Origin of the sequence: Parafannyhessea sp. (assembly GCF_051876455.1) — a bacterium.
Lineage (GTDB): Bacteria > Actinomycetota > Coriobacteriia > Coriobacteriales > Atopobiaceae > Parafannyhessea.
This window is the reverse complement of the sequence record NZ_JBJEHW010000158.1, coordinates 1-10,274: the sequence shown is the minus strand read 5'-3', so window position 1 is coordinate 10,274 and position 10,274 is coordinate 1. Positions and strand designations below refer to the sequence as shown.

At 65.9% G+C, this 10,274-nt stretch carries 15 protein-coding genes; 8 read left to right on the top strand and 7 right to left on the bottom strand.

Annotated elements, in window-relative coordinates; translation table 11 throughout:
- The 5 genes from ACI38Z_RS06910 to ACI38Z_RS06890 form a co-directional block, all read right to left on the bottom strand.
- Positions 1 to 244: thymidylate synthase (locus tag ACI38Z_RS06910; RefSeq protein ID WP_439789454.1), on the bottom strand; the 244-nt coding region annotated here is incomplete at its 3' end.
- Between the two features lie 20 nt (positions 245 to 264).
- Positions 265 to 669: a hypothetical protein gene (locus tag ACI38Z_RS06905; RefSeq protein WP_439789453.1), complete on the bottom strand. Its 405-nt coding sequence runs from the start codon at positions 667 to 669 to the stop codon at positions 265 to 267.
- A 66-nt stretch (positions 670 to 735) separates the two neighbouring features.
- The gene (locus ACI38Z_RS06900; RefSeq protein ID WP_439789452.1) at positions 736 to 1,149 is read right to left on the bottom strand and encodes a (deoxy)nucleoside triphosphate pyrophosphohydrolase; all 414 of its coding nucleotides are present in this window, start codon (positions 1,147 to 1,149) and stop codon (positions 736 to 738) included.
- The gene (locus ACI38Z_RS06895; protein WP_439789451.1) at positions 1,146 to 1,889 is read right to left on the bottom strand and encodes an acyl-[acyl-carrier-protein] thioesterase; all 744 of its coding nucleotides are present in this window, start codon (positions 1,887 to 1,889) and stop codon (positions 1,146 to 1,148) included. The genes ACI38Z_RS06900 and ACI38Z_RS06895 overlap by 4 nt, the downstream gene beginning before the upstream one ends.
- A gap of 36 nt (positions 1,890 to 1,925) precedes the next feature.
- A complete protein-coding gene (locus tag ACI38Z_RS06890) occupies positions 1,926 to 2,864 on the bottom strand; it encodes a diacylglycerol/lipid kinase family protein (protein ID WP_439789450.1) in 939 nt (312 codons plus the stop codon).
- A gap of 128 nt (positions 2,865 to 2,992) precedes the next feature.
- Between ACI38Z_RS06890 and rnd the strand changes: the two genes are divergently transcribed.
- The 6 genes from rnd to ACI38Z_RS06860 all read left to right on the top strand — a co-directional run bounded on the left by rnd (position 2,993) and on the right by ACI38Z_RS06860 (position 8,230).
- The gene (rnd, locus tag ACI38Z_RS06885; RefSeq protein ID WP_439789449.1) at positions 2,993 to 4,123 is read left to right on the top strand and encodes a ribonuclease D; all 1,131 of its coding nucleotides are present in this window, start codon (positions 2,993 to 2,995) and stop codon (positions 4,121 to 4,123) included.
- A gap of 63 nt (positions 4,124 to 4,186) precedes the next feature.
- Positions 4,187 to 4,873, top strand: a complete 687-nt coding sequence (locus tag ACI38Z_RS06880) for a zinc metallopeptidase (RefSeq protein WP_439789448.1) — start codon at positions 4,187 to 4,189, stop codon at positions 4,871 to 4,873.
- Between the two features lies 1 nt (position 4,874).
- Positions 4,875 to 6,248, top strand: coding sequence for an exodeoxyribonuclease VII large subunit (gene xseA, locus ACI38Z_RS06875; RefSeq protein ID WP_439789447.1), 1,374 nt, complete (start codon positions 4,875 to 4,877; stop codon positions 6,246 to 6,248).
- Between the two features lie 8 nt (positions 6,249 to 6,256).
- Positions 6,257 to 6,523 carry an exodeoxyribonuclease VII small subunit gene (gene xseB, locus ACI38Z_RS06870; RefSeq protein WP_439789446.1) on the top strand — a complete coding sequence of 89 codons (267 nt, stop codon included), beginning with the start codon at positions 6,257 to 6,259 and terminating at the stop codon, positions 6,521 to 6,523.
- 45 nt (positions 6,524 to 6,568) lie between these two features.
- Positions 6,569 to 6,916, top strand: coding sequence for a histidine triad nucleotide-binding protein (locus ACI38Z_RS06865; protein WP_439789445.1), 348 nt, complete (start codon positions 6,569 to 6,571; stop codon positions 6,914 to 6,916).
- Positions 6,917 to 7,048: 132 nt separating this feature from the next.
- Complete coding sequence (locus ACI38Z_RS06860; protein ID WP_439789444.1) at positions 7,049 to 8,230, top strand: acetate/propionate family kinase; 1,182 nt, start codon at positions 7,049 to 7,051, stop codon at positions 8,228 to 8,230.
- A 113-nt stretch (positions 8,231 to 8,343) separates the two neighbouring features.
- Here ACI38Z_RS06860 and ACI38Z_RS06855 read toward each other — a convergent pair whose 3' ends face one another.
- Positions 8,344 to 9,225: an aldose 1-epimerase family protein gene (locus ACI38Z_RS06855; RefSeq protein WP_439789443.1), complete on the bottom strand. Its 882-nt coding sequence runs from the start codon at positions 9,223 to 9,225 to the stop codon at positions 8,344 to 8,346.
- A 190-nt stretch (positions 9,226 to 9,415) separates the two neighbouring features.
- On the opposite strand from ACI38Z_RS06855, the gene ACI38Z_RS06850 reads away from it, so the two are divergent.
- Together ACI38Z_RS06850 and ACI38Z_RS06845 are read left to right on the top strand one after the other, a co-directional pair.
- Complete coding sequence (locus tag ACI38Z_RS06850) at positions 9,416 to 9,565, top strand: hypothetical protein (RefSeq protein ID WP_439789456.1); 150 nt, start codon at positions 9,416 to 9,418, stop codon at positions 9,563 to 9,565.
- A complete protein-coding gene (locus ACI38Z_RS06845) occupies positions 9,541 to 9,816 on the top strand; it encodes a TrmH family RNA methyltransferase (protein ID WP_439789455.1) in 276 nt (91 codons plus the stop codon). The genes ACI38Z_RS06850 and ACI38Z_RS06845 overlap by 25 nt, the downstream gene beginning before the upstream one ends.
- A 39-nt stretch (positions 9,817 to 9,855) precedes the next feature.
- On the opposite strand, the gene ACI38Z_RS06840 is transcribed toward ACI38Z_RS06845, so the two are convergent.
- Positions 9,856 to 10,274: hypothetical protein (locus tag ACI38Z_RS06840; protein WP_439789442.1), on the bottom strand; the 419-nt coding region annotated here is incomplete at its 5' end.

Genomic DNA, 10,274 nt, shown 5'->3' with positions numbered 1-10,274 from the left:
TGTTGGACTTGCGCTGGTAGATCCACAGGACCTCGTCCATGCAGCTCTTGAGCGCCGTGCGGCGCAGCGTGAGCGCGGGGAACTCCTCGCGCAGGTCGTAGCGGTTGCACACGCCAAACTGCTTGATGGTGTAGGCGGGCGTGCCGTCCTCCCAGTGCGGGCGGACCTTCTGGCCCTTGGTGGTGGTTCCGTTGTCGATGATGTCCTTGCACATGGCGATGAAGATGTCGTCAGCCTTGCTCATGTCTGGCCTCCGTTCGCGTGTTAGCCAAGGTGGTTCGTGGATGTGGTGCCGGCAGGCGCGTGGTATGCGCCCTCGCCCAGCCCGTACGCCCCGTCGTCGGTGTCCTCGTACTGGTCGTGGTCCTGGCTGTCGTTCTGATAGTAGCTGCCGGAACCCTCGCTCTGGTATGCGCGATCGACGACGTAGCCCACGAAGCCGGTCACGAAGGAGCCGATGGCGCTGGAGAGGAGGAGAAGGACGATCACGCCGACCGCGGCGATCACCACGGGCTTCGCGCCCGAGTTGGCGTTGTCGGGCGAGGTCGTGGCGGAGGCGGTCTCTATCACGTGGGGCTCGGGCGTCGGTGCCGGAACCATCTGTGCCTGCTCGGGGCTGGGCTGGGGCGCCTCCGGCGTGCCCGTGCCCTGGCTTTGGTCTTGCTGCATGGGTATCCTCCCGTGGTCGCTTTCCGCCCTATGATAGCAGCTCGAACGATGCTGCGGCCTCGCCCGCTAGAGCCGGCCCTCGGTAAAGACCTCGTCCCATGCCATGCCGAGGCTGCGTGCGACGTCCGCGTCCGCCGGGAGCCAGTCCACGTCCAGGAGCTCGTCCTGGCCGAGCCATCGCTCCGCGTCGTGCTCGTTGGAGTGCGGCTCGGTGCCGGGCAGCGGGATGCAGACGTAGACGTCCATGTGCAGGTGGAACGTTGGGTAGTCACGCTCGACGGTGTCCAGGTACCACGTGGCCGAGAGCTCGAGCCCGAGCTCCTCGCGCACCTCGCGGCGCAGCGCCTGCTCAGGCGCCTCGTCCTTCTCGACCTTGCCGCCCGGGAACTCCCAGCCAAGGAGCTCGCCGTGCGTGCGGTGCGCCGCATAGACGCGGCCGTCCTTCCAGATGACTGCCGCCACCACGTTCACGGTGCTCACCTGGCCTCGCCCCTGGCGCGCTCCTCGATCCTGACCGTCGCATAGAACTCGCCGTCCGGCGAGTCGGGCTTCGCGAGGCGCACGGTTCGCGCGTGCTCCCCCTCGAAGACCTGCGGCACCAGGACGTCGCCCAGGAGCGCCATCGCCTCGTACTGGACCGTGATGCGCCAGGGGAGAAGGGCGTCGCCAAGCTCGTCGAGGGCGTCGAGCGCCATCTGGATGTACTGCGCGTTGTTGACGTGGCGGTTGGTGTCGAGGTGCTGACGCGTGACCGTTATGGGCGCGGCCTCCGCGAAGCTGCCGCTGACGGCGATCTTGCGGCTCGTGGGAGGAAGGTCGACGCGGGGCGTGTCCTCCACGTAGACCATCTGGCGCTCCGGGACCTTGACGGGCCGGCCGAGCTCCGTGTCGAACACGAACCAGAGGGAGTCCGCCAGCACGCAGGGCGGCTCGCCGCGGCGCCCGAGGGTGAAGTCGCGGTACGCGAGAAGGCGCTTGGTCCCGTGGCTCCACGTGCTGGTGGTTATCTCCTCGCCAAAGGAGGGGAGGTCGTCGATCTGGATCTGCCACGCGGAGAGGAACCACGCGTAGTGGTTGCGGCGCATGTCGTCAAGGCCGAGCCCCACGTGCTCGCACTGGAACGTGGAGCAGTCCTGCATGAGGTTCACGAGGCCGAGCACCGAGAGCCGCCCGTCCGCCGCGCACTCGCTGTAGCGGACCCTGCTGTCGTATGAGTACAAGCTGCACCCTCCCGAAAAACTGCGCTTCCCGAGGCGCTAGTCGAACGTGACGCGGTTCTTCTCGTCAAAGTAGGGGCTTGCGTGGTCGACCACGAGCTTGTTGCAGTGGGGGATCACGTGCGCCTTGTAGCCGAGCACCGTTCCGGGGATGGTGTCGCCGTCCACCTGCATGGGAATGGGCGATTCCGTGCGGACCTCGACCTCCCTGCCCGCGAAGTGCTCGATGAAGGGCCGCCCGCCCTTGGCCTCCTTGTCGAACAGGCCCGTGAAGATGGGGACGAGGAGCTGCACGGCGTCGGAGGTCTCGAGCACGATCACGTCGATCTTGCCGTCGGACATGGAGCAGTCGGGCACGATCTGGATGTCGGCCTGCATCTTGGCGGTGTTCGCGACGATGCAGGCGATGCCGTCGCGCTCGAAGGTCTCGCCGTCGACCGTGATGGTGAAGTGCTCGACCTTGGGGTGCGCGTTCGCGAGCGCCGCCGTGAAGTACGCGGCCTCGCCGATGACCTGCTTGCCGGGGATGGCCTCGCGCATGAGGATGGCGTCGTAGCCGGAGCCCGCCATGAGGCCGAAGCCCCTGGAGTCGTGGTTGCCGTCCGTGTCGACCCACGAGATCTCGCCGTAGTCCGCGCTCACGTAGTAGCCCTCGCGGCAGGCGGCCGCGATGGACGCGGGCTCGGGCGCGTTCGCGAGGTTCTCGAACACGAGGTTCGCCGTGCCGGAGGGGAAGACGCAGGTGAGGACGTTGCGGTCGCGCAGCTCGTACAGCAGGCTCGTCACGGTGCCGTCGCCGCCCGAGAGCACCACGAGGTCGAAGGACTCCGCGTCGCGAAGCTCCTCGTGGCCGGCGGAGGCGGGGTCCAGCCCGCGGATGACTATCTCGTCGTCCTCGCGGATGATGGCGTGCACGAAGTCGAAGATGTCGCTCGACCCGATGCCGGACTTAAGGTTGTGAACGATGAGGATGCGCACGGTGCCCTCCCGCCTTGTTATGTATGATGTTGTGGCGATGCCGCGACTGCGGGCGCCACGACCACAAAGGATAGCGCATGCGCGAACGCGGCGTCAGTCCGACAAATTCCCAAATGGAAAGAGTCCCGTTGTACATTTCCGACAAGAGGGAGCTCGCCGCGTTCTGCGAGCGTGCGTCCGGGTCAAAGGTGCTCGCCGTCGACACCGAGTTCATTCGCGAGAAGACCTTCTATCCCAGGCTCTGCCTCATCCAGGTCGCGACGGAGGACGAGTCCGCCGCCGTCGACCCCATCCTCATCCAGAACCTCTCGAGCCTCAAGGCGCTGCTCGAGGACCCCGGCATCACGAAGGTCTTCCACGCCTGCAGCCAGGACCTCGAGGTCATTCTCCACGAGATGGGCTGCGTGCCCGCCCCCGTGTTCGACACGCAGGTCGCGGCTGCGTTCCTGGGCTACCGCCAGCAGATCGGCTACGGTGCCCTGGTCGAGCAGTGCTGCGGCGTGCGGCTGCCCAAGGCGGAGTCGCTCACGGACTGGTCGCGCCGCCCGCTCGACGCGGAGCAGCTCAAGTACGCCGAGGACGACGTGATCTACCTCCCGCGCATCTACCACCAGATGATGGACGAGCTGAGGGAGAAGGACAGGCTCTGGTGGGTCGAGCCCGAGATGGCCGAGGTCACGAGCGCCGAGCACTTCTCGCGTCCGCCCGAGCAGGCCTACCTGCACCTCAAGCGCGCGGGGTCGCTCACGCGCAAGCAGCTGGCCGTCGCCCGCGAGGTGAGCGCCTGGCGCGACGTCACGGCCGCGGGGCGCAACATCCCCCGCAAGTGGGTCGTGTCCGACGAGGTCATCGTCGAGTGCTGCAAGCGCGTGCCCAAGAGCGTGGACAGGCTCAGGCGCATCCGCGGCACGGAGCAACTGGCCGACCGCGACGCCCGCGGCCTCGTGGAGGCCGTGCGCAAGGGCGAGGCCTGCCCGCCGGAGGACTACCCGGAGTCCAAGCGCAAGGACCGTCCCTCCGCCGAGTCCGAGAGCGTCGTGGACCTCATGTACGCGATGCTCCGCCTCATATCCGAGAAGAGCGGCGTCGCCACGCAGGTCATAGCCACGCGCGACGACCTGCTGGACGTCGCCGCAGGACGCCCGGGCTCCAGGCTCATGAAGTCGTGGCGCTACGAGATCGCCGGCCGGCAGCTCGAGTCGCTCCTCTCCGGCAAGGTCGGCCTCACCGTGAAGGACGGTCGGGTCGAGGTCCTGTAGGCGAATTTATGTCCGCCGCGTTGGGTAAAAGGGACTCAAACGATTAGCAGATCGGAGCAGATCATGTATTACGGCTACGGAATGGACTTCGCCTACCTGGGGATCGTCATCCTCTCCATCGTCCTGGGCGGCATCACGCAGTCCTACATCAACTCCCAGTACAAGAAGTGGTCGCGCGTTCCCGCCTCCACGGGCAGGACGGGCGCGCAGGTGGCACGCCAGATGCTCGACTCGGAGGGCGCGCCCAACGTGGGCATCGGCAGGGTAGACGGGCACCTGACGGACTACTTTGACCCGCGCGACAACAACCTGCACCTCTCGGCCGAGAACTTCGAGGGCGGCTCCGTCGCATCTGTCGCGGTCGCCTGCCACGAGGCCGGTCACGCCGTGCAGACGGCCAAGGGTTACGCCATGGGCAAGTTCCGCACCGCGCTCGTCCCCGTCGTCAACTTCACGCAGCAGATCTGGATCGTCGTGCTCGTCATCGGCATGGCGCTCGGCCTTGTGGGCCTCACGCAGTTCGCCGTTGCGCTGTTCGCGTTCTCGGTGCTGTTCCAGCTGGTCACCCTCCCCGTCGAGATCGACGCCTCCAAGCGCGCCGTGAGGTACCTCTCCACCGCTGGCGGTGCGATAGACGAGAAGGGCGCCCGCCAGGTGCTGACGGCCGCCGCGCTCACGTACGTCGCCGCGGCACTCATCTCGGTCCTCCAGCTCGTGTACCTGATGGGCCGCACGGACAGCAGGAACTAGCATGGCCGTCGCAAAGGAGTCGGAGGCGCTCTCCGTCCACGAGGCGGTCATGGTGGCGAGCGCCCACGTGGACGCCATTCCCACGCTTGCCGTCATAGGCGAGGTCAGCGGCTTCAGGGGACCCAACGCAAGGTCAGGACACTGCTACTTCCAGCTCAAGGACGACCAGTCCGCCATGGACGCCATCGTCTGGCGCGGGACGTACCAGAAGTGCGGGTTCAGGCTCAAGGACGGCATGAAGGTCCTCATGACCGGCCACTTCAACATCTACGCCGCGTCGGGTCGGCTCTCCTTCGTTGCCAAGAGCGTTAGCCTCGCCGGCGAGGGGCTCCTCAGGCAGCAGGTCGCCGAGCTTGCGAGGAAGCTCGAGGCCGAGGGCCTCATGGCGCAGGAGCGCAAGCGTCCCATACCGCGCTTCTGCTCGCGCGTGTGCGTGGTCACCTCGCTCTCCGGAAGCGTGATCGACGACGTGAAGCGCACGCTTGCCAGGCGCAACCCACTCGTCGTCATCCAGGAGGCGGGCTGCACGGTGCAAGGGCCCGGCGCCCCGCAGAGCATCATTCGCGCGCTGAGGGTCGCGGCAGAGGCAAGGCCCGACGCCATCCTGCTCGTGAGGGGCGGTGGCTCGTTCGAGGACCTCATGACCTTCAACGACGAGTCCCTTGCGCGTGCAGTGGCGGCATGCCCCGTACCCGTGGTGACGGGCATCGGCCACGAGCCTGACACGTCCATCTGCGACATGGTGGCGGACAGGCGGTGCTCGACGCCGACGGCCGCCGCGGAGTCCGTCGCTCCCGCGCTCGACGAGATAGTGAACCAGATAAACGACCGCAAGGTCAGGCTCGAGCGGACCATGCAGAACCTCGTGGCGAGCGAGGAGGCAACGGTCGCGCAGCTGGGGGAGTCCTCGAGGCGCGCGATGGCCACGTACCTGCAGGCAAAGCGGGCGTACGTGGAGTCGCTCGCGTCCAGGCGCTGCCTCTCTGACCCGATGGCGCCGTTCGAGGTGCGGGCGGGGGAACTCAACCTGACCGAGGAGCGGCTGAACGCCGCGATGCCGAGGGTCGTGTCCCGCGCAAGGGAGTCGCTCGAGAAGGACGCCCGTGCGCTCGGCGCGGCGGGCAGGAGGCTGCTCTCGCCGTTCGAGGCGCAGCTTCGCGCAAGCGCCGGCTCGCTGGACGCGCTGTCGCCCCTCCGGGTCCTCGCGAGGGGGTACGCGATTGCGAGGGACGCCGAGGGGCACGTCGTGAGCGACGCCTCGCGGCTGAGCGTGGGGGAGGACGTCACCGTCCTTCTCGGCAGTGGGTCCTTTGGCGCGACGGTAAGCTCGGTTTCGGCGGACCCGGGAAATGACAAGGCACAAACCTCGTCCTAGGAGGAACGATGGCGGAAGAGTACAGGAACATTGACGAGATGTCGTTCAAGGAGGCGTCCATCGAGCTCGAGCAGATCGTGAGGTCACTCGAGGCCGGCGACCTCGAGCTCGAGGAGTCGCTCAGCAAGTACACGAGGGGCGTCGAGCTGCTCAAGAGCCTGCGCGAGCGCCTGGCGAACGCCGAGCAGAAGGTGCAGGTTCTGCTCGACGCCACGGACGCATCCGTGGGGACCGACACGACGGCCGCGCCGGCGACGGCCTTCATCGACGAGTAGGGTACGATCAGGGCGAGAAGGACTTCCATTAGAGGGGAACGAGACATGGCAACCAAGGACGACTGCATCTTCTGCAAGATTGCTAACCACGAGATCGAGTCAGACTACGTGTACGAGGACGACCTCGTGTGCGCCTTCAAGGACATGAACCCCCAGGCCCCCGTGCACGTGCTGGTGGTCCCCAAGGACCACTACGACAATCTGATCGACGACGTCCCCGGCGAGGTGCTCGCCGCGATGGCGCATGCCGTGAAGGAGGTCGCGAAGAAGACCGGAATCGACAAGGAGGGCTTCCGCGTCATCGCGAACACGGGCGCCGCGGCCGGTCAGACGGTCATGCACCTGCACCTGCATGTGCTTGGCGGGAAGAAGCTGGGCGAGAAGATCCTCTAGACCCTTACCCGACGGAAATGTCTATCATGTGAGTGTCATTCTTGGACCCGCGTCGTGGCCGGAAGGTGGCGGCGCGGGCCAAACTTGTGAAAGGGAAGCGGGCGTGGCAGCGCCCCATGCGAGAGGAGACACATGAACGTTCTGGTCATCAACGCCGGAAGCTCGTCGCTCAAGTACCAGCTTCTGAACACGAAGACGCGCGAGGTCTTCGCGAAGGGCAACTGCGAGCGCATCGGCATCGACGGCTCCTTCATCGGCCACGAGGAGAAGGGCGCCGGCAAGCAGAAGCTCGAGGTCGCGCTGCCCGACCACAAGACGGCCATCAAGCACGTCTTCGACATCCTGAACGGCGCCGGCTTTGACCAGAGCAAGATCGAGGGCATCGGCCACCGCGTGGTCCAGGGCGGCTGGTACTTCCCCGAGTCCAAGGTCGTCACGGACGAGACCCTGGGCTGGGTCCGCGAGGTCGCCCCGCTGGCACCGCTCCACAACTACGCCGAGGCGGACGTCATCGAGATCTGCCGCGAGATGTTCCCCTCCATCGGCAACGTGATCGTCGCGGACACCTCGTTCCACTACAACATGCCCGAGAAGGCCTGGCGCTACGCCCTGCCGCGTGACGTGGTCGACAAGCTGCACATCCGCAAGTACGGCGCCCACGGCACCTCGCACCGCTACATCTGGCGCACCACGAACGAGTTCCTCAAGGGCGACGTCCACAAGCTCGTGAGCTGCCACCTGGGCTCCGGCGCATCGCTCTCCGCTATCCAGGACGGCCACGACATGGACACCACCATGGGCCTCACCCCGCTTGACGGCCTGATCATGGGCACGCGCTGCGGCACCATCGACCCGGCGACCGTCTGCTACCTCGTCCGCGAGGGCCACTACACGATCGACGAGGTCGACACCATGATGAACAAGCAGTCCGGCCTGCTCGCGCTTTCCGGCGTCTCCTCCGACTCCCGCGACATCGAGGCCGGCGCGAACAACGGCGACAAGAACTGCCAGATGGCGCTCGAGATGTTCTACTACCGCACCTCGCAGCTGATCGCCGAGATGGCTCAGTCCATGCACGGCTTCGACACCATGGCGTTCTCCGCGGGCATCGGCGAGAACTCCGCCACCATGCGCATGGGCGTCGCCAAGCAGCTCGAGTGGCTGGGCGTCAAGATCGACGAGAAGGCCAACGAGGTCCGCTCTGACGACCCCCGCGTCATCTCCACGCCCGACTCCAAGGTCAAGGTGCTCGTCGTCCCGACGAACGAGGAGCTTATGATTGCCCTCGACGTCGAGGAGCTCCTGGGCAAGTAGGACTTCCACGCTAAAGGCAAGACAAATGAGGGGGTGCGTGCCAACCGAGGCGGCACGCACCCCCTTTGCATGGCCCGGCGGCATCGAGGAATCGGGCCATGTGCGATTGGAGCCTACAGGGGCATGAGCGAGAAGGACCTCACGAACTTCTCGCCCGCGGGAAGCAGCGTCATGCCCCGCTTGTGCTCGAACTCGTCGTCCTCGTCGGTCGCCGTGGCGCAGCCGGTCCAGGGCTCGAGCGCCACGAACGGCGCGTCGTGCGCGGCGGACCAGACGCCCAGGTAGTCGAAGCCGTCGAAGTCGACCTGCATGCCGTGGCCGCTCGGGCCGACGAGGCGCACGGTGCGGTCGGGCACGTCCTCGAAGACGAGGGTGTCGACGTCGAAGGTGCGGTGCGTGAGCGGCAGGACGCTCGCGTCGCGCAGGAGCTCGAAGCGGTCGCCGAAGTCGAGCAGGCCGGTCGAGGTGTCGATGCGCGGGCTTGCGTACGTCCACGGGCGTGAGAACTCGAGGCGGTAGTCCGAGAAGGACTCGCCCCCGTCCTTGGCGACGGGCACGTTGAACGCGGGGTGGCCGCCGAGCACGAAGGGAAGCGTCTCGCTGCCGGTGTTCTCGACCTCGAACGTCTGGGTGAGGCGACCGTCGGAGGCCTGGTAGGTCATCGTGAGCCCGAAGTCGTAGGGGAACGCCTTGCGGGACTCCGCGCTCGAGTCGAGGCGGAAGGCGAGCGTGCCCTTGGGCGCGTCGAGCGGCGCGAACTCGAGGTTGCGGGCGAGCCCGTGGCGCTTGAGGATCACCTCGCCCTGGGCCGAGTGGGCACGGTCGTTCCTGATGTTGCCGACGATGGGGAAGAGCACGGGCGCCCTGCGCGGCCACCACGTCGGGTCCCCCTGCCAGAGGTACTCGGTACCGGACTTGGCGAGGCTCATGAGCTGGGCCCCCTTGGAGTCGACGGCAAACTCGATTCCGTCGCCGCCTTCGCGATAGAGCGTCACGTTCTTCTCCCTTCCTCGTGGTTGCCCACGATTATCCCATGCCACGTTTGCCTTGCCGCAAGGTTTGCGGCGAAATGCATGAGCAGAAGTGTCTGATATCGTTCATGTTAACTTTTTCAAGAAAGTTACAAGCCGTGTGCAATATAGTGATTTGTGAAGAGTCCATGTACGAATAGGGAGGTTAGGTTCTATGGTTATCGAAGAGTTGGCCAAGTATGGAATCAACCATACCGACGACAGGACCGTCGTCGATGGCTCGTGCGCCGCCCTTATCGAGAAGGCGCTGGAGCGCGGGGAGGGCACCCTCACCGAGACCTGGACCACTATCTGGACGATCTGAAGCAGCGCTGGCCGAACCTTCAGATTGTCGGCACCACCGCCCATCATGAGACCCGCATCGATCAGGTGGACTTCACCCGCCCCACCGTCATCATGATCGGCAACGAAACCATGGGACTCAACAAGGCGTTCAAGGAAAAGTGCGACGTGCTGGCCACCATTCCGATGAGCGCATGTTCGTCCGCGTCGTCGTTCAACGTCGGCTGCGCCGCGACGGTGTGCTTCTACGAAATCGTCCGCCAGCGGCTGTAAACGACAGGAGGCTGTTCGATCGGACAGCCTCCTGAACCTTTATTTCGGCGAAACCACGATATAGTGCCGCGCCCATTTGCCCGCCAGCCATTCCTCCACGGTGTAGTCCGGCAGATTCATGTTTCCCGGCGCGGGATCGCAGATGTGCACGCGGCCTGCTTCGATGTCCGCGATCAGGTTGTAATGCCCGCACTTCGTAAACGGCGAACCGGGCACCACGTTGGAAATGATCGCGTGACCCGCCGCAATCTCCGCCGCAGCGCGGTCGAATGACGCTTCGTCCACGATTTCCACCAGCTCCGCGTTCAGCCCGTACAGCTCCGCACAGGCCGGAAAGAACGAATCGTCGGTGCCGTGAATTCCATCGGGATCCCGGAAGCCGTGGGCATTGGACCAGTCGGCCAACACCGGTGGCAGCACCGCGCGGCGCAGCGCCGTGCTCACGGCCATGGCCATGC

Bases quoted from the DNA above. Each gene is read 5' to 3' on its own strand.
- ACI38Z_RS06905 (WP_439789453.1), bottom strand. From the start codon at position 669: ATGCAGCAAGACCAAAGCCAGGGCACGGGCACGCCGGAGGCGCCCCAG.
- ACI38Z_RS06880 (WP_439789448.1), top strand. From the start codon at position 4,187: ATGTATTACGGCTACGGAATGGACTTCGCCTACCTGGGGATCGTCATC.
- xseA (WP_439789447.1), top strand. From the start codon at position 4,875: ATGGCCGTCGCAAAGGAGTCGGAGGCGCTCTCCGTCCACGAGGCGGTC.
- xseB (WP_439789446.1), top strand. From the start codon at position 6,257: ATGGCGGAAGAGTACAGGAACATTGACGAGATGTCGTTCAAGGAGGCG.
- ACI38Z_RS06865 (WP_439789445.1), top strand. From the start codon at position 6,569: ATGGCAACCAAGGACGACTGCATCTTCTGCAAGATTGCTAACCACGAG.
- ACI38Z_RS06860 (WP_439789444.1), top strand. From the start codon at position 7,049: ATGAACGTTCTGGTCATCAACGCCGGAAGCTCGTCGCTCAAGTACCAG.
- ACI38Z_RS06850 (WP_439789456.1), top strand. From the start codon at position 9,416: ATGGTTATCGAAGAGTTGGCCAAGTATGGAATCAACCATACCGACGAC.